Here is an 18,040-nt window from a genome sequence, read left to right on the forward strand (position 1 = left end):
CATGGCGGAACTCTCCTGGCTCGCCTGGGCGCTTCTCGGCCTCGCCGCGATCGTCGTCGGCCTCTCCAAGACCGCGGTTCCCGGGGCCGGGACCGTCTCGGTCGCGATCTTCGCGGCCGTGCTGCCGGCCAAGCAGTCGACCGGAACCATCCTGCTGCTCCTGATCGTCGCCGACCTGTTCGCCGTGCTGACCTACCGCAAGCACACGAACTGGAAGGCTCTGCTCGGGCTCGCGCCCGCGGTCATCGCGGGCATCCTGCTCGGGGTGGTCTTCCTGTTCTTCGCCGACGACGTCTGGGTCAAGAAGACGATCGGTGTGATCCTGCTGGCCGTGATCGCGATCACCCTGCTGCGGCGGCGCATGGGAGCGCAGGTGTCCGACGACGGCCCGCACCGCGTCGCGGCGGCCACCTACGGCACGATCGGGGGCTTCACGACCATGGTGGCCAACGCCGCCGGTCCGGTCATGTCGATGTACTTCCTCGCCGCGCGGTTTCCGGTCAAGGAGTTCCTCGGCACCGCCGCGTGGTTCTTCGCGATCGTCAACATCTCGAAGGTGCCGTTCTCGATCGGGCTCGGCCTCATCACGGTGCCCGGCCTTCTGATCGACCTCGTGCTGGTGCCGCTCGTCGTCGCGGGCGCCCTCTTCGGACGCTGGCTCGCCGGCCGCCTGAACCAGACGGTCTTCGAGCGCCTGGTCATCACGTTCACCGTGATCGGCGCGCTCTACCTGTTGATCTGAGCCGGACTGCCGTCGCGGGCGAGCAGAGCGCTCGTGCGGGGGCCGAGGCCGAGACCGCCGGCGAGCGCCAGCTGCTCGGCGGTGTCGACGTCGTGGCGGACGGTGGATGCGCCCTCCAGCTCCAGTCCGACGCACCCCAGCGCGAGATGCCGGGCATAGGATGCCGCGCCGAATGCCGTTCGCAGCGAAACACCGCCGGCCGCGGTCACGAGCGTGGTGCCGGTTCCCTCCGCGTCGGCGACGACGGCCCGTTCGTGGGCCGCGGCCGCCGTGAGGGCCGCCGCGAGGTCGCCGGGCCGCAGCGCCGGAAGGTCTCCGAGAAGCACCGCGCGCGGCATCCCCTCCCCGGCGGCCTCGGCACCGGCTGCCACGGCCGCGTCGATGCCGCGGAGTCTGCCGCCGCCCTCGTCCTCCGGCACGAACCGCAGCCCCGGGATGTCGAAGGCCAGCGCGATGAGCGCGGCGTCATCGGTCACGACGTAGACCTGGGCGACGGCGGCGGAGGCCGAGGCCGCGGCGATCGTGTCGAGCGCGATCGCACGGGCGAGTGTGACCCGATCGACCGTGGGCATCTCGAGGCGGGACTTGCCGACCGACGTGGGCTTGACCGGGATGATGACGGCCCAGCCCGGCGGGGGAGTTGCCGTCACGCCCCGGACTGCTCGCTCAGGCCGAACCGGGCCCGAAGCCGGGGCAGGATCTCGGCTCCGTACGTGCGCAGGAACTGCTCCTGGTCGTGTCCGGGGTCATGGAAGACGAGATGCCGGAAGCCCATGTCGACGTAGCGGGCGATCTGCTCCACGTGCTCGTCCGGGTCGGACGAGACGATGAAGCGCGACGCTGCGCGTTCGATCGGCAGCTCCTCGCCGAGGCGCTGCATCTCGAGCGGGTCGTCGACGCCCATCTTCTCGTCGGGGCTGAGTGCCAGGGGCGCCCAGAAGCGGCACTTCTCGAGTGCCACGTCGGCGTCGGGGTGGTAGGAGACCTTCACCTCCATGAGGGTGTCGATGCCGTCGGCGGGCCGCCCGGCCTTCTGAAGGCCCTCGTGCAGGGCGGGAAGGAGGGTGTCGGTGTACAGCGTCGACGCTTTGCCCGAGGTGGTGATGAAGCCGTCCGCGATGCGCCCGGCCAGGCGGGTCGCCGCGGGTCCGGCGGCGCCGATGTAGATCGGCACGCGCTGGTCGGGCCGGTCGTAGATCGTGATGTTGCGGGTCGTGTAGAACGTGCCGTCGAACGTGACGCGCTCCTCGGACCACAGCCGCTCGATGAGGGTGATCGCCTCCTTCAGCCGCTGGAACCGCTCGGGCGGGTCGGGCCACGGGTAGCCCAGGTTCGCCTCGTTGAGCGCCTCTCCGGTGCCCACGCCGAGGATGACGCGCCCGGGGTACATCACTCCCAGGGTCGCGAAGTCCTGCGCGATCACCGTCGGGTTGTAGCGGAAGGTGGGGGTGAGCACCGAGGTGCCCAGCAGGATCCGCGAGGTGCGGGCGCCGGCGGCGCCGAGCCAGGGAATGGATGCCGGCGCGTGCCCGCCCTCGTGCAGCCAGGGCTGCAGGTGGTCGGAGACGAACACGGAATCGAAGCCCATCTCCTCGGCGAGCACCGTGAACTCCAGCAGCTCGTTGGGTCCGAACTGCTCGGCCGAAGCCTTGTAGCCGAACCTCAAGGCCTGTCCGTCATGCTGCGCAGCGCTCATGATGCTCCTCTCGGGACGCCCTCCGCGGGCGTGGGTGTCTTTTCTGCGCCGCCGGCCGGCAGGAACTCCGAGCCGTCCGCGCGAGCCAGTCGCTCCCGGAACGCCGCGACGGTTCCGGGCCACAGCAGGGTCAGCCGGCCGGAACGCTCGTCGACGTACCAGTTGCGGCATCCGCCGGTCATCCAGCGGGTGGATGCCGCCGCCCGCGCGATCTCCTGGGTATAGGCGTGCTCGGCCTCGGGGTGGACGCGCAGCACATCGCCGCCGCGTCCCGCGAGCACACGGGTGGCGTACGCCGCCTGCTCCTCGATCATGAGCACCGAGGAGGAATGGCCGAGCGAGGCGTTCGGCCCGTTCAGGACGAACATGTTCGGGAAGCCGGAGACCACCGTGGAGGCGAAGGACGTCATGCCCTGCGACCAGTGCTCGGCGAGCGTCACGCCGCCCTCGCCCGAGATCAGCTCGGCATACGGCTGACGGGTCGAGGCGAAGCCGGTCGCGAAGACGAGAGCGTCCGCCTCATGACGGGAGCCGTCCGATGCGACGAGGGTCGAGCCGTCGACGGCGGTGAGGGCGCCGCGCACGAGCGTCACGGCGTCGGAGGTCACGGCGGGGTAGAAGTCGTCCGAAAGCAGCACGCGCTTGCAGCCGAAGGCGTAGTCCGGGGTGAGCACGGCCCGCAGCTCCGGGTCGGGGACCTGCCGTTCGAGGTGCGCCCGGGCGACGGACTCCGCCTCGGCCGCGGCGTCGGAGTCGCCGGCCCGCGACGCGAAGCGGGCCTCGCCCTCGGCGTACAGGTCGGCGCGCAGCGCCTCCAGAGCCTGGGGCGTCGTCGCGAACCGCGCGCGGTCGGCGTCGGAGTAGGAGTCGCCCCCCCGCGGCACGATCCATGCGGGAGTGCGCTGGAACAGGGTGACGTGCGCCGCCGTGCGCGCCAGTTCCGGCAGGATCTGAATCGCGCTCGCTCCCGTGCCGACGATCCCCACGCGAGCGCCCCCGAGGTCTGCCGAGTGATCCCAGCGGGCGGAGTGGAACAGCGGCCCGGAGAAGCTCTCCAGGCCCGTGATCAGCGGAATCGACGGCTCGGTGAGCCGCCCGCACGCGAGCACGAGCACGTCGGCCACGATGACGTCGTCGCCGGTGCCGGCGAGGGAGGCCGCGGCGCCCGGCGTGCCGGTGCCAATCCGCCACACCTGGTCCGCGGCATCCCAGTGGGCCCAGCGCATCGCGGTGCGAAGCCGCAGGCGATCGCGCAGCTCCTCGGCGTCGACGATGCTCTCGAGGTACGCGTGGATCTCATGCCCGCGGGCATACGTGCCCGACCAGTCGGGGTTCGGGTGGCCGGCGAGTCCGTACAGGTGGGAGGGCACGTCGCACGCGACGCCCGGGTAGGTGTTGTCGCGCCAGGTGCCTCCGACCGACGCCCCCCGCTCCACGAGGACGAAGTCCTCCCGGCCGTCCCTGCGCAGCGCGATGGCCATGCCCAGCCCGGCGAACCCGGCGCCGACGATCGCGACCTCGACGCGGGTCATCCTCGACCCCGGTCGGCGGGCTCGCCGTAGTCGGTCGTGCGCTGGCGGAAGGGGCGGAACAGTCCCGCGGCGATGCGCGCGGCATCCGCGATCGGCAGCTCCAGCCCGTGCTCGATCCCCGCCTCGGGAAGCACCCGGCCGTCCAGCAGCGTGCCGCCCAGGTCGTCGCCGCCGGACTGCAGCAGGGTCGCGGCGGCGCTGCGGCCCACCCGCGTCCACGGGATCTGGATGTGCGGGATGCTGCCGCTCAGCATCAGCCGGGAGACCGAGACCATGGCCCGGTGCTCGTCGATCGCCAGGCGGCCGGACACGAGCGGGACGCCTCCCGCGGGGCCGGGGAGCGGAATCGGCACGAACTCGGTGAATCCGCGGGTCTGGTCCTGGATCTCGCGCAGGCGGTGCAGATGCGCGATGCGCTCCTCGGCGGTCTCGACATGCCCATAGAAGAGCACGCTCGTGGAGCGCAAGCCCGCCCGGTGGGCGGCCGTGATCCCCTCGATCCATCGGTCGATCCCGAGGTCGTCCGGTGCGATGAGCGCCCGGACCCGCTCGTTCAGGACTTTGACGCCCGTGCCGGGAACCGTGTCGACGCCCGCGTCCCGCAGCGCCTCGAGGGCGCCCTCGAGGCCGAGACCACCGCGGTCGGCGAGGTCGCGCACATCCTGCGGGCGGTAGGCGTGCAGATGGACCGCCGGCGTCGCCGCCCTGATGGCGCGGGCGATGTCGAGGTAGGCGCGCGGATCCTCGTCGGCGGGCAGCAGGCCCTGCACGCAGATCTCGGTCGCACCCAGGTCCGCCGCGTCGGCCGCGATCGCTGCGACGTCCGCGAGGGTGAAGGTGCCCGGCTCCCCGGTCGGAGCGGTGCGGAATCCGCTGGAGGTCAGGTTGCGGTTGACCACGAGGCTCACCGCCTCGCCCACCGTGTACCGGCGCACATCGTCCGCGGTCGAGGTCAGCGCCTCGAGGTCGGCGCCGGTCGCTCGCAGCAGCTTCGTCCATTCGGCGTCGTCAAGGGCGAGCGGGTCGGCGGCGGCGCGTTCGGCGAGCCCTCGGATCGGTACCGCCTCGCCGAACCACTGCCCTCCCGGCGAACCCCTGTGCTCCCGGTCGTCGGAACGTGTGGGCTCGCCGGGAACGGATGGGTTCGCGAGCGCTGGGCCTCCCGCGAGCCCATTGGACGGGTCGGCGAGGGCCGAAACCGCGGCGTGGAGCGCCGGATCGATCCACGTTTCCGCATCCCGGACGTATTCGGGCTGGGCGGTCAGGCGCTCGCGCAGCTCGAAGCCCAGCTCGGCGGTGCGCGCGGCGAGGTCGGACAGGTGCGGCCAGGGGCGCTCCGGGTTCACGTGGTCGGCCGTCAGCGGAGAGACCCCGCCCCAGTCGTCGGCGCCCGCACGCAGCAGCAGCTCGAACTCGGCGGTGTCCGACAGATTGGGCGGCACCTGGATGCGCATCCTCGGCCCCATGACGAGCCGGGCGACGGCGACCGCCGCCACGTACTCGAGCACGGATGCGTCCGGCGCGGACTGCATGGCGGTGCGGGGTTTCGCGCGGAAGTTCTGCACGATCACCTCCTGCACGTGCCCCTGACCCTCGACGGCATGGCGCTCGTGCGACGCGCGGATCGCGACGAGCGACTCGGCCCGGTCACGCAGGGTCTCGCCGATGCCGACGAGGATGCCGGTGGTGAAGGGCACTCGCTCGCGCCCGGCGTCGTCGATGACGCCCAGGCGCAGATCCGGATCCTTGTCCGGCGAGCCGAAGTGCACCTGTCCCGGCTCCTCGAACAGGCGGCGCGAGGTCGTCTCGAGCATCATGCCCATCGAGGGGGCGGTGGGGCGCAGCATCCGCAGTTCGTCCGCCGTCATCACACCCGGATTGAGGTGCGCGAGCAGGCCGGTCTCGGCCGTGATGAGCCGCGCCATCGCGCCGACATAGTGCAACGTGGAGGTGTAGCCGTGCTCGTCGAGCCATGCGCGAGCTTCGGGCCAGCGGTCCTCGGGCCGGTCTCCGAGCGTCAGGAGTGCCTCCTTGCACCCCAGCGCCGCGCCCTGACGCGCGACGGTGAGCACCTGCTCGGGCGACATGTAGGTCGGCTTGTGCAGCTTGAGAAGCTGCGCGGGAGTGTCGACGAAGATGCAGTAGTGGCACCGGTCGCGGCACAGCGTGGTCAGCGGGATGAAGACCTTGCGCGAGTAGGTGATGACGCCGGGACGACCGGATGCCGCCAGCCCGGCATCGCGCGTGCGGCCGGCGATGCGCAGCATCCGCTCGAAGTCCGCGCCCTCGGCGCCGAGCAGGAGCTCGGCGTCAGCCGCATCCAGGCGCGCCCCGGCGGCGGCTCGATCAAGGGCGTCGGCGACCGAAGGACCGTCGACGGCTCGCGCGGGTTCGAGCAGAGTCACCGTTCCAGTCTTGCACCGCGAGCCGCGCGGCGGCTCCGCGATCGTTGTCCGTCCGTAAGCAAATCACCAGGTAGACGGTGCGGCTCGCTGGCAGACTGGCTTCATGGTCACGCTCCTGCTCGACTCGACCCAGCTCGAGATCGTGCTGTCGGGCGCCGAGCGGGCGCTCGCATTCCACCGCGGGAATGTGGCGATCGAGCGGTCGACGATCGCGAAGGTGCAGCTCACCGACGACGCGTGGACGTGGCTGCGCGGAGTGCCCAGCCCGGGCACCCATCTGCGCGGCGTGATCGCGATGGGCACCTGGCGCTCGGCCGGAGGCGACGACTTCGCGATCATCCGCCGACACCGCCCGAGCGTCGTGATCGACCTCGAGGGTCACCCGGAGTTCCAGCGCGTGATCCTCACGACGCGCCACGGCCTCGCCCTCGTGCAGTCGCTGAATCTCGATGTGGATGCCGCAGACGAGCCCGCGGACGTGGTCGACATCGCCACCGGGACGATCCCCGTCGCAGACCTGCCGGTGGAGAAGAAGGCCCGCGTGCGCAAGCCGAAGCCGGTCACCGCGGTCTGAGCCCGGTCGGTCAGGTGACGTCCCGGCGCCAGCTGACGAGGTGGCCCAGCAGGATCAGGACGACCGCGTAGCCCAGCAGCACGAGGCCGCCCGCCCACCACTCGAGGGCGTCGCCGGATGCCGCGCCCGGCGTGGCGGCCGTGAAGACGCTCGCCCCGACGAGGGCGTCGCTCGCCGCTCCGGGCAGGAATCTTGTGACGTCGGAGAGTCCGTCGACGAACGCGGCCGCGGCGCGGCCCACCGGCTCGAGGAACTGCGTGAACACCAGCACTCCGACGATGGCGCCGACCTGGTTGCGCACGAGCGCCCCGACCCCGATGCCGATGAGCACCCAGAGCACGAACGCGAGGATCATGCGGCCCAGCAGCGCCCACGTCTCCGACGAGGTCAGCGCGGTGGGCAGGCCGTATCCCGCCAGCAGCGCGGCGCTCGGCACGGTCGAGGCGAGCACGCCCAGCACGCCGAAGACGACGCCGACGCCGACGCCGACGATGATCTTGCCCCACAGCACGACGCCCCGCTGGGGGGTCGCGAGGAAGGTGGGAGTGAGTGTCTTGTGGCGGAACTCCGTGGTGACCATGAGCGTGCCGATCAGCAGCGGGAAGACATAGCCCACCGCCGTCGCGGTGCTGTACAGGATGACCGCGAGACCCTCCGACGGGATCTGCGGGGCATCGCCCGGCAGCGATCCGGATGAGGCGGCGGCGAAGACGAATCCGAGGACCGCGGCGGTGAAGCCGACATAGGCGACGAGCACGATCGCGAGGATCCACCACATCGAGGTGGAGAACTGCTTGGTCGTCTCGGATCGCGTGACGTTCGCGAGGGTCATCGCTGCTCGTTCCCCTCGTCCGCGGCGGGCCCGTCGGCGTCGGCACCCTCGCCGGCGGCGGAGCCGTCGGATTCCCGCGCCGCTGCTCTCTCGGCCTGCTCCGCCGTGAACGATGCGAAGAACGCATCGGCCTCGAGGTCCGCGTCGGTCTTGACGTACTTCTCCCACGGACGATCGCCCGAGAGGGTGTCGTCGTCATCGGCGGCGATCTGCGGGTCGTCCGCGTCGTCCGGATCCTCGAGTTCCGCATCGATCGCTCCGAGGGCCTCGACGTCCGGATCGGCGTCCAGGGCCAGGCCGTCCTCGTCCGCGTCGGTCGCGGGATCGCCCGCGAACGGGATGATGTCGATGACTCCCGTGCTCGCCACGGCGAACGTGGGCGACGGCGCCGGGTCGACCGCGGCGTCGAGCAGGGGTTCGGCATCCGGACCGTCCTGTTCGAGGAGTGCGTCCTCGACGGCGGAATCCTCCGCCGCGACGGCTTCGCCGACGGAGATCGCGGCGACGGCGGGAGCGGCGCCGCCGGGGGGTGCCAAGGCGTCGTTCGCCGCGACGGGCGAGCCTGCCGGCCGATGCACCCGCGCGCCGCTGACCAGGTCGAGGAAGACCTCTTCGAGCCCCGGCCCGCGCCGCTGCAGCGACGACAGCGCGACGCCGGCGGATGCCGCGAGGGCGCCGACCGCGGCGGCATCGAGCCCGCGCACGGTGAGGCCGGACCGGAGGACGTCGAAGGGGACGTCGGCTTCGCGCAGGGCGGCGCTGAGTGCGGCCCGATCGGGGGAGTCCACGACGGTGGCGTACTCGGAGGGGTCCGCGAGGTCCTCGAGAGCGCCCTCGAAGACCAGACGCCCCTGGGAGATGATCAGCACCGAATCCACCGTCTGCTGCACTTCGGCCAGCAGATGCGACGAGACGAAGACCGTCCGCCCTTCGCGGGCCAGCTGCCGCAGGAACCCGCGCATCCACTTGATGCCCTCGGGGTCGAGCCCGTTCGCGGGCTCATCGAGCACGAGCACTCCGGGGTCGCCCAGGAGCGCGTACGCCAGCCCCAGTCGCTGGCGCATGCCGAGCGAGAACCCCCCGACTTTGCGTCCGCCGACGTCGGCGAGCCCGACCAGGCCCAAGGTCTCCGCCACGCGACTCACCGGGAGCCCGGCCGCCTGCGCGTACACCCTGAGGTGGTTCGCCGCGGTGCGTCCGGGGTGGAAGCTCGATGCCTCGAGCACCGCCCCGACCGACTGCAGCGGATGCTTCAGCGACGCGTACGGCGCGCCGCCGATCGTCGCGGTGCCGCTGCTCGCGCGAACCAGCCCGAGCAGGATGCGCAGGCTCGTCGTCTTGCCCGCGCCGTTGGGCCCGAGGAATCCGGTGACGCGGCCGGGCTCGACGCGCGCCGTCAGGTCCGCGACCGCCGACACGGCGCCGAACCGCTTGCTGACTCCGGAGAACTCCAGCACCTGTCCTTCGGGCATGCGAACCTCTCGTCGTCGATGAGCCGTCCTCCCCATCCTGTCGGAAAGTGCGCACCTCTGCCCGAACCGGGCACGGGGCCCGCGTCGCGCACGAACGACCGCCCCACCCGGCCGGTAACGTTGCCCGCGTGAGCGATGCCGCGCAGCAGTCCGAGCCGACCGTCCTCGTACGCCGGACCGGGAGTCTGGGTCGTCTGACCCTCAACCGGCCCCGCGCGCTGAACGCCCTCGATCTCGGCATGGTGGAGAGCCTCACCGCGACGCTGGACGCGTGGGAGCACGACGTCGACATCCACATCGTGCTGCTGGACGGCGCGGGCGACCGCGGTATGTGCGCGGGCGGCGACGTGCGCGGGCTCTACGAGCAGATCCTCCGCGGCGATGCCGAGGCGACAGGCGCGTTCTTCCGCGCCGAGTACGCACTGAACGCCCGCATCGCCGAGTACCCCAAGCCGATCGTCGTGCTCGCCGACGGCATCACGATGGGCGGCGGCATCGGCCTGGCGGGCCACGCCGCGGTGCGCGTGGTCACCGAGCGCTCGAAGCTCGCGATGCCCGAGACGCGCATCGGCTTCACTCCCGACGTCGGCGGCACGTGGCTCCTCGCCCGCGCGCCGGGGCGCCTCGGCGAGTACTTGGCGCTCACCGGAGCCACGATGGACGCCGCCGATGCCGTCTCCGCGGGCTTCGCCGATCATCTCGTCCCGTCCGCGCATCTCGGCGACCTGCGGGAGGCGCTGCAGACCCGAGCCGACCCCGGGACGCCGAACGAGATCGCGCTGCTGTTCGACGAGACGCCCGAGCCGTCCGCCCTCGCCGCGCGGCGCGCGTGGATCGACGACGCGTTCGCCGCCGAAACGGTGACCGGGATCGTCGAGCGGCTGCGGGCCCGGCCCGAGACCGCAGCGGCGGAGACCGCGGATCTGCTCGAGGAGCTCTCGCCCACCGCGCTGGCGGTCACCCTCGAGGCGGTGCGGCGGGCGCGGACCCTTCCCGACCTGCGCGCGGCGCTCGCCCAGGAGTACGGTCTGGTGCTGTGGTTCGCCACGACCCAGCCCGACCTCACGGAGGGCATCCGCGCGCAGCTCATCGACAAGGATCGCAGCCCGCGCTGGCGGCCGGGGACTGCGGCCGAGCTGTCACCGGATGCCGCGGCATCCGCCTTCGCATACGAACCCGCGACACCGCTCTGGAGCTGAGAGGCGAGGATGATGACCGACCAGCCGCCCCGCCGCCGCTACTCGATCGGGGTCGCGGTCGACTGGTTCTTCTTCGTCTTCGCCGGATTGGCGGCGGTGTGGCTGGCATATCTGAGCCTGACCGACACGTTCCGGGTCGGCTGGTGGGGATTCCTTTTCGTCCTCGCGTTCTGGATTCTGCTGGCGTATCTGGTCCTGCCGCGTCTGCATCGGATCCTCACGACGATCTACGTCCCGGACTACTTCATCGGCCGTGCACGCACGAGTGACGGCCTGCTCGGCGACCCGGTCAACCTCGCGCTGAGGGGCGAGGCCGATCAGATCCACGCGGCGATGGCGGCGGCGGGCTGGACGAAGGCCGACGAGGTCACCCTGGGCACGTCGTGGCGCATCGTCAGCTCGACGCTCACCCGGCGCAGCTACGGCGAGGCGCCGGTGAGCCCGCTCTTCCTGTTCAGCAGGCAGCAGGACTTCGCCTACCAGCAGGAGGTCGACGGCAACCCGGCGCAGCGCCACCACGTCCGTTTCTGGAAGTGTCCCGACTCGTGGCTCCTTCCGGGCGGCACCCGCGTGGACTGGCTCGCGGCGGGAACGTTCGACACCGCCGTCGGGCTGTCGCTGTTCACGCTGCAGGTCACCCACCGCATAGACGCCGACACCGACATCGAGCGCGACCACATCGTGCGCACCGTGACGGGCGCCGACCCGCGTGTCCAGGTCGATACCCTCCAGGACTTCTCGACCGGCTATCACGCACGCAACGGCGGCGGCGACACGATCCGCACCGACGGGGATCTGCCGATCCTCGATGTGCGCCGAGTGGCGGTGGGAACCCCATGACCAGCGCCCCGGACAAGCGCCCCGCCTTCGAGCCAGCATCGCAGCTTCTCAGAAGGCCCGAGGCCGATCCGGACATGAAGCGCCCGACCGCGACGGTCGCCGGTGCCGTCCTGGTGTTCCTGCGCGTCCTCGCGGGACTGGTCGTGCTGGCCTCGATCCTGCTGCAGTGGCGCGAGACCATCAAGGACATCGACGTCACGGTCGAGGGGACGCCGAGCACGCCGGAGCTGGCGCAGGGCGTGCTGATCGCGGTCGTGGTCTTCCTCGGTGTCGTCCTGCTTGCGGACGCCGCCTTGGCGTTCTTCATCCTGATCGGTCACAACTGGGCTCGCGTGACGATCATGACGTTCTCGGCCATCTCGATCACCGGCTCATTCATCCAGTGGTGGACCGGGAACCAGGTGATCACCATCACCGGGTCTCTTCTGACGCTCGGCCTGGACATCCTGATCCTGCTTGCACTCTCCAGCCGCAGCGCCGCCGCCTACGCGCGGCGCAACGAACGCCGGTGACCGCCGCCACCGATTAGCCTGGATCGCGCTGCTCTCGCAGCAGGGGAGGGGTTCGGGTGTTCGACAGTCCTCTGTCCGCGTCGGCGTACGACGTGCTGGGCGTCGACCCCGCCACCGACGAGGAGGCGTTGCGCAGGGCCTACCGATTGCGCCTGCGCCAGACCCATCCCGACACCGGTGGGGACGCGGCGGTGTTCATCCAGGTGCAGCGCGCCTGGGAGCTCGTCGGCACCGCGGACGCGCGCGCCGCATACGACCGAGGCCACGGATTCGGCGACGCACCGGCGGCCGAATGGTCGGGCTGGCGCACTCCGCCCCGCCCGGCGGACACCCGCCCGAAGGCGAAGTCCTTTGGTCAGCCCGGCGGCTGGAGACGTGAGCGGTACCTGGATCTGATCCGCGAGTGGGTGGGGCGGGGGGTCACGGTCGGAGATCCTTATGACCCCGCGCTGGTGCGCTCGGCGCCGCGTGAGCTGCGCCGCATGCTGGCCGACGCGCTCGCCGAGGAGGCGACGGCGCGCGTCGTGGCCGACCTCGGCATGGGGTACACCGTGTGGCACGATGTCGCCGCGCCCGTGCGCGGCGGAACCGGCGACGACAAGCTCGACCACATCGTGCTCAGCCCTTCCGGACTGTATGCCGTGCTCTCGGAGGACTTCGGCGGGCCGGTGGGCGTGCGCCGCGGTGAGCTGACGGGGGATGCCGTCCCCGGCGCGCCCGTCGCCGAGCTGCTCGCGCGCGTCCGCATCATCGCCCGGGCCGCGGGCGTGCGCTTCGGGGGCGTGATCGTGGTGCTGCCCGACGAGGACCTCGTGCAGACCGTGACCGACCTCGGCCGGGTGCGCGGCATCCCCGTCGTCCTCGTCGCGCGCGGAGCCCTCGCCAACGTGCTCCGCCAGGGTGTGCCCGGCGCGCGATCCATCGGCGGCAACGAGATCTTCGACATCCGCACCCGCCTGCAGCAGGCGGTCCGCTTCGTCTGACACGGCCGCGAGCGTTGCGCCCTGAGCGTACAAGCCGACCTCGGGGATGAGCGTGTCGGCGGCCCGTGGCAGTGTGGAGCGGTGGCGCCGCCGCGCCTCCTCGCTCGACCTTCTTCGGAGACCCCGTGCTCGGCAAACTCCTGATCCGCTACCTCAAGAAGTACCGCTGGCTTCTTCTGGGCGTCCTGATCTTCCAGTTCATCTCCGCGATGGCGTCGCTGTACCTTCCGCGACTCAACGCCGACATCATCGACCAGGGCGTCGCCAAGGGCGACACCGCGTACATCTGGTCCACCGGAATGGTGATGCTCTCGATCTCGCTCCTGCAGATCGTGGCGGCCATCATCGCCACCTACTTCGCCGCGCGCTCCTCGATGGCCGCCGGTCGCGACATCCGGTTCGACATCTACGAGAAGGTCAGCGGGTTCTCCGAGCGCGAAGTTTCCAAGTTCGGTCCCGGGTCGCTCATCACGCGCAACACGAACGACGTCCAGCAGGTGCAGATGCTCGCGATGATGGGCGCCACCATGCTCGTCACCGCGCCCCTCCTGGCGATCGGCGGCATCTACATGGCGCTGCAGCAGGACGTCGGGCTCAGCTGGCTCATTGCGGTCGCCGTCCCGCTGCTGCTCGCGTTCGTGCTGCTCATCATCAGCCGCATGGTGCCACTGTTCCGCAGCTTCCAGAAGAAGCTGGATGCCGTCAACCGGGTCATGCGCGAGCAGCTGACCGGCGTCCGGGTCGTGCGGGCATTCGTGCGCGAGGACATCGAAGAGGAGCGTTTCGCGGTCGCGAACACCGACATCATGGTCGTGGGCCGCAAGGTCGGATCGCTCTTCGTCCTGCTGTTCCCCGTCGCCATGCTCGTGCTGAACGTGACAGTCGTGGGCGTCATCTGGTTCGGTGCGATCCAGGTGAACGCCGGCACCGTCGAGATCGGCACCCTGTTCGCCTTCATGGCCTACGTCGGGCAGATCCTCATGGGCGTGCTCATGGCCAGCTTCATGACGATCATGATCCCCCGCGCGGCCGTCTCGGCCGAGCGCATCAGCGAGGTGCTCGCGAGCGAGTCGACGCTGACCCGCGCCGAGAACCCGGTCACCGCCTTCGAGGCTCCCGGCACCGTGGCCTTCGAGGCGGCGGAGTTCACCTACCCGGGCGCCGAGTCGCCCGTGCTGCAGGGCATCACCTTCCGAGCGGAGCGCGGCGAGACCGTCGCGATCGTCGGGTCGACCGGCGCGGGCAAGACCACGCTGGTCTCGCTCATCCCGCGGCTGTTCGACGTGACCGGCGGGGCGGTTCGGGTCGGCGGCGTCGATGTGCGCGAAGCCGACCTGGACTACCTGTGGAAGGGCATCGGCCTCGTGCCGCAGCGGCCGTTCCTGTTCTCCGGCACCGTGGCCTCCAACCTGCGCTTCGGGCGCGAGGAGGCGACGGACGAAGAGCTCTGGAAGGCGCTCGAGATCGCCCAGGGCAAGGAGTTCGTCCAGGAGATGGAAGGGCAGCTGAACGCCCGCGTCGCCCAGGGCGGCACCAATGTCTCGGGCGGACAGCGGCAGCGGCTCGCGATCGCCCGCGCGATCGTGCACCAGCCCGACGTCCTGGTGTTCGACGACTCGTTCTCGGCACTCGACCTGTCGACCGACGCCCGGCTGAGGCAGGCGCTCTGGCGCGAGCTGCCGGATGTGACGAAGATCGTCGTCGCCCAGCGCGTGTCGACGATTACCGATGCCGACCGCATCGTCGTGCTGGAGGACGGCCGCATGGTCGGGCTCGGCACCCACGCGCAGCTGCTGGAGGGCAGCGAGACCTACCGAGAGATCGTCGAGTCGCAGCTGGGGGTGGAAGCGTGAGCACTCCCGACACCCTCACCGAGGAAGAGCGCCTCGAGCTCGAGCTCGCCGAGCAGGCCCGCCAGACCTCGGGCGACTGGGACAGCGTCAAGCCCGGCAAGGCGGCCGACTTCGGCAAGAGCTTCGGCCGTCTGATCGGTCTCCTCAAGCCCCACGCCGTCGCGTTCGTCTTCGTGTCGATCCTCGGCGCGATCGGCGTGTTCCTGGCCGTCATCGCCCCCAAGATCCTCGGCGAGGCGACCAACATCATCTTCGAGGGCGTCGCATCGAACGCGCTGTCGGCACAATTCCCCGACGGAACGCCGCAGTCGGTCGTCGTCAAGGCCCTGAACGCCGCCGGTCAGACCGACCTTGCGAACATGATCGGCGCGATGAACGACTTCACGGTCGGCACCGGCGTCGATTTCGACGCCCTGCGCGTCGTGATCGTCACGGTGCTCGCGATCTACGTCGCCTCGTCGTTCCTCAGCTGGATCCAGGGCTACGTCATCAACATCATCATGGTGCGAACGATGTGGCGCCTGCGCGAGTCGGTCGAGACGAAGATCAACCGCCTGCCTCTGTCGTACTTCGACAAGGTCCAGCGCGGCGAGCTGATCTCGCGCGTGACGAACGACATCGACAACATCACCCAGACGATGCAGCAGTCCCTCTCGAGCGTCGTGACCTCGGTGCTGACCGTCATCGGCGTGCTCATCATGATGTTCTCGATCTCGTGGCAGCTGGCGCTGGTCGCCCTGATCTCGCTGCCGCTCATGGCCGTCATCTTCGGCGTGATCGGCCCGCGCTCCCAGAAGGCGTTCGGCACGCAGTGGAAGAAGGTCGGCCGGCTCAACGCCCGCGTCGAGGAGTCCTTCTCCGGCCACGCGCTGGTCAAGGTCTTCGGCCGCGAGGCGGACTCGCGGGAGAAGTTCCAGATCGAGAACGAGGAGCTGTACGAGGCGAGCTTCCGGGCGCAGTTCCTCTCGGGCATCATCATGCCCGGCATGATGTTCGTCGGAAACCTCACCTACGTCGGCATCGCCGTCCTCGGCGGCCTGATGGTGGCCAACGGACAGCTGCGGCTCGGCGACGTGCAGGCGTTCATCCAGTACTCGCAGCAGTTCACCCAGCCGCTGTCGCAGCTGGGCGGCATGGCCGCGGTGATCCAGTCGGGCACCGCGTCCGCCGAGCGCGTGTTCGAGCTGCTGGATGCCGAGGAGCAGGACCCCGATTCGCCCGATGCGCCGAAGCCGGTCGACGGCGAGGGCGTCATCGAGTTCCAGAACGTCCGGTTCTCCTACTCGCCCGATCACCCGCTCATCACGGACCTGTCCTTCCGGGTGGAGCCCGGCCAGACCGTCGCGATCGTGGGTCCGACCGGCGCGGGCAAGACGACGCTGGTGAACCTCATCATGCGCTTCTACGAGCTCGACGGCGGTCGCATCCTGCTCGACGGGCAGGACATCGCCGAATTGACCCGCAATGACGTGCGCTCGCGCACCGGCATGGTGCTGCAGGACCCGTGGCTGTTCGCCGGGACGATCCGCGAGAACATCCGGTACGGCCGCGAGTCGGCCACCGACGCGGAGATCGTGGATGCCGCCACCGCGACGCGCGTGGACCGGTTCGTGCACTCGCTTCCCGAGGGCTACGACACGATCCTGGACGAAGAGGCCTCGAACGTCTCCGCCGGCGAGAAGCAGCTCATCACGATCGCGCGCGCCTTCGTCGCGCAGCCGTCGGTGCTGATCCTCGACGAGGCGACCTCCTCGGTCGACACCCGCACGGAGCTGCTGCTCCAGCACGCGATGGCGGCGCTGCGCGAGGGACGCACGTCCTTCGTGATCGCGCACCGGCTCTCCACGATCCGCGATGCCGACCTGATCCTCGTCATGGAGCACGGCGACATCGTCGAGAAGGGCACCCACGAGGAGCTCATCGCGGCGCAGGGCGCGTACTGGCGGCTGTACCAGTCGCAGTTCGAGCAGGCCGCGGACCGTGACCTGACCATCCAGGAGAGCGAAGAGGTCGCCGCACCCTGACGGCCGGGTCGCGGTGGCTCAGAAGGCGGCGATCCCCTTGCCGATCAGCACGAAGCCGATCACCAGCAGCAGCACCGCCATCACCGTGGAGTTGTTGTGCACGAGCCAGCGGCGCAGGGATTCGAGTGGACCGGTCATGCTCTTCGATGCCACCAGGTAGGCGATCACGGGGATGGCCACGGACGCGGCCGCGATCAGGGTGAAGACTCCGATCACCACGGCTGCCGGGCCTGCCGCAAGTCCGGCGCCGCCGATCGCCACCCCGGCCGCGGCCCCCAGCAGGAGGTTCTTCGGGTTGACGGCCGCGAGCAGGAATCCCAGACCGAAGCCTTTGCCGGCGGTCATCGTGTCGATGGCCGACATCCACTTGGGCAGCACCGCGTTCATGCCGGGCTGGGGCCGCGAGCGCCACTGGCGCAGCGCGAGGAACAGGAGCGCCACGCCGAGCACGATCTGAATGACGCCCTGAAGGGGCTTCGACTCGTCCGAGTCCGCGTCCGGGAGCACGGACGACAGCAGGGTGAAGACCGTGACGGCGACGAGGATTCCGATGATCCAGCCGAGGAGGAAGCCGACGCTCGTGCCCTTCGCCTTCGGCGAGAGCAGCATCAGGATCGCGGCGATGATGGGGATCGGGCTGATGGCGATCCCGATCGCCAGGGGGAGTATCGCTCCGATGACGTGGCCCATGGGGTCCTCCTCCCGCGCCGTCTCGACGCGGCCTGCCCATTACCCTAGCGATCATGGATGAATCGGCCCCGGCGGCGCGGAACCACAGTCCGGCGCACGAACTGGTCGCCGTGATCCTCCTCGCGCTCGTGGCCGTGCTTACGGCGTGGTGCGGCTTCCAGTCGACGAAGTGGGGCGGGGATTCCTCCGTCGCGTTCAGCGAGGCGTCGGCCGCGCGCATCCAGGCATCCGACGACGAGAGCGAAGCGCGCGATGCTCGCATGATCGACATCTCCGTCTTCACCCAGTGGGTCCTCGCCGGTGCGGACGACGACCCCTCGCTGGCGGAGTACATCGAGGCGCGGTTCTCGCCGGAACTGACCGTCGCCTTCGACGCGTGGCAGGCCGATGGGATGCAGGAGCGCGGACCGTTCGTGATGGACGAGTACGTGCCCCCCGGCACCGAGCAGGCGGCCGAGAGCACCAAGAAGGCCAACGAGCTGCAGGCGAAGGCACTGGATTTCAACGACAAGGGCGACGCCTACTCGCTCATGACCGTGCTGTTCGCGCTCGTGCTCTTCCTGGCCGCGATCGCTCAGCGGGGCATCTCGCTGGTGGCCTCGCGCATCGTGCTCGGCCTCGCCGGCGCGATCGCGCTCGTGGGGCTGGTGGTGCTGTTCACCTTCCCGATCCGCTTCTGAGCGACG

General features: G+C 70.4%; 16 protein-coding genes. 9 read left to right on the forward strand and 7 right to left on the reverse strand.

Annotation, left to right across the window (positions count from 1 at the left end; genetic code table 11):
* Position 1: 1 nt before the first annotated feature.
* Positions 2-742 carry a sulfite exporter TauE/SafE family protein gene (locus tag RWQ91_RS07390; protein WP_314504215.1) on the forward strand — a complete coding sequence of 247 codons (741 nt, stop codon included), beginning with the start codon at positions 2-4 and terminating at the stop codon, positions 740-742.
* Here RWQ91_RS07390 and cofC read toward each other — a convergent pair.
* From cofC to cofG, 4 genes are read right to left on the reverse strand one after another with little or no spacing between them, the layout of a single operon-like run.
* Positions 727-1,392: a 2-phospho-L-lactate guanylyltransferase gene (gene cofC / locus RWQ91_RS07395; protein WP_314504218.1), complete on the reverse strand. Its 666-nt coding sequence runs from the start codon at positions 1,390-1,392 to the stop codon at positions 727-729. The genes RWQ91_RS07390 and cofC overlap by 16 nt on opposite strands.
* Entirely contained in the window at positions 1,389-2,438 is a 1,050-nt protein-coding gene (gene fgd, locus RWQ91_RS07400; RefSeq protein ID WP_314504220.1) for a glucose-6-phosphate dehydrogenase (coenzyme-F420), read from the reverse strand. The genes cofC and fgd overlap by 4 nt, the downstream gene beginning before the upstream one ends.
* Complete coding sequence (locus RWQ91_RS07405; protein WP_314504223.1) at positions 2,435-3,970, reverse strand: NAD(P)/FAD-dependent oxidoreductase; 1,536 nt, start codon at positions 3,968-3,970, stop codon at positions 2,435-2,437. Before RWQ91_RS07405 ends, fgd begins: the two co-directional genes overlap by 4 nt.
* Positions 3,967-6,375, reverse strand: a complete 2,409-nt coding sequence (cofG, locus tag RWQ91_RS07410; protein ID WP_314504225.1) for a 7,8-didemethyl-8-hydroxy-5-deazariboflavin synthase CofG — start codon at positions 6,373-6,375, stop codon at positions 3,967-3,969. Before cofG ends, RWQ91_RS07405 begins: the two co-directional genes overlap by 4 nt.
* Positions 6,376-6,478: 103 nt before the next feature.
* Here cofG and RWQ91_RS07415 point away from each other — a divergent pair, with 103 nt between their 5' ends.
* On the forward strand, positions 6,479-6,949 hold the full coding sequence (locus RWQ91_RS07415; protein ID WP_314504227.1) for a hypothetical protein: 471 nt from the start codon (positions 6,479-6,481) through the stop codon (positions 6,947-6,949).
* A 10-nt stretch (positions 6,950-6,959) separates the two neighbouring features.
* Here the strand turns inward: RWQ91_RS07415 and RWQ91_RS07420 are convergent, their stop codons facing one another.
* Entirely contained in the window at positions 6,960-7,781 is an 822-nt protein-coding gene (locus RWQ91_RS07420) for an ABC transporter permease (protein ID WP_314504230.1), read from the reverse strand.
* A complete protein-coding gene (locus tag RWQ91_RS07425) occupies positions 7,778-9,253 on the reverse strand; it encodes an ABC transporter ATP-binding protein (protein ID WP_314504234.1) in 1,476 nt (491 codons plus the stop codon). The genes RWQ91_RS07420 and RWQ91_RS07425 overlap by 4 nt, the downstream gene beginning before the upstream one ends.
* A 128-nt stretch (positions 9,254-9,381) precedes the next feature.
* Here RWQ91_RS07425 and RWQ91_RS07430 point away from each other — a divergent pair, with 128 nt between their 5' ends.
* The 6 genes from RWQ91_RS07430 to RWQ91_RS07455 all read left to right on the forward strand — a co-directional run bounded on the left by RWQ91_RS07430 (position 9,382) and on the right by RWQ91_RS07455 (position 16,664).
* Entirely contained in the window at positions 9,382-10,452 is a 1,071-nt protein-coding gene (locus tag RWQ91_RS07430) for an enoyl-CoA hydratase/isomerase family protein (protein ID WP_314504236.1), read from the forward strand.
* Positions 10,453-10,464: 12 nt separating this feature from the next.
* Positions 10,465-11,292 (forward strand): LssY C-terminal domain-containing protein, encoded by an 828-nt coding sequence (locus tag RWQ91_RS07435; RefSeq protein WP_314504238.1) that lies wholly within the window; start codon positions 10,465-10,467, stop codon positions 11,290-11,292.
* A 74-nt stretch (positions 11,293-11,366) separates the two neighbouring features.
* Positions 11,367-11,804 (forward strand): hypothetical protein, encoded by a 438-nt coding sequence (locus RWQ91_RS07440; RefSeq protein WP_314504240.1) that lies wholly within the window; start codon positions 11,367-11,369, stop codon positions 11,802-11,804.
* A gap of 56 nt (positions 11,805-11,860) precedes the next feature.
* A complete protein-coding gene (locus RWQ91_RS07445; RefSeq protein ID WP_314504242.1) occupies positions 11,861-12,787 on the forward strand; it encodes a DnaJ domain-containing protein in 927 nt (308 codons plus the stop codon).
* Between the two features lie 125 nt (positions 12,788-12,912).
* Complete coding sequence (locus RWQ91_RS07450; protein WP_314504245.1) at positions 12,913-14,640, forward strand: ABC transporter ATP-binding protein; 1,728 nt, start codon at positions 12,913-12,915, stop codon at positions 14,638-14,640.
* Entirely contained in the window at positions 14,637-16,664 is a 2,028-nt protein-coding gene (locus tag RWQ91_RS07455) for an ABC transporter ATP-binding protein (RefSeq protein WP_314504247.1), read from the forward strand. The genes RWQ91_RS07450 and RWQ91_RS07455 overlap by 4 nt, the downstream gene beginning before the upstream one ends.
* A gap of 18 nt (positions 16,665-16,682) precedes the next feature.
* On the opposite strand, the gene RWQ91_RS07460 is transcribed toward RWQ91_RS07455, so the two are convergent.
* Complete coding sequence (locus RWQ91_RS07460) at positions 16,683-17,354, reverse strand: GAP family protein (protein ID WP_314504250.1); 672 nt, start codon at positions 17,352-17,354, stop codon at positions 16,683-16,685.
* 53 nt (positions 17,355-17,407) lie between these two features.
* On the opposite strand from RWQ91_RS07460, the gene RWQ91_RS07465 reads away from it, so the two are divergent.
* Entirely contained in the window at positions 17,408-18,034 is a 627-nt protein-coding gene (locus tag RWQ91_RS07465; protein WP_314504252.1) for a hypothetical protein, read from the forward strand.
* The last annotated feature ends 6 nt before the right edge of the window (positions 18,035-18,040 follow it).

The sequence above is a fragment of the uncultured Microbacterium sp. genome (genome assembly GCF_963524805.1).
GTDB lineage: Bacteria > Actinomycetota > Actinomycetes > Actinomycetales > Microbacteriaceae > Microbacterium.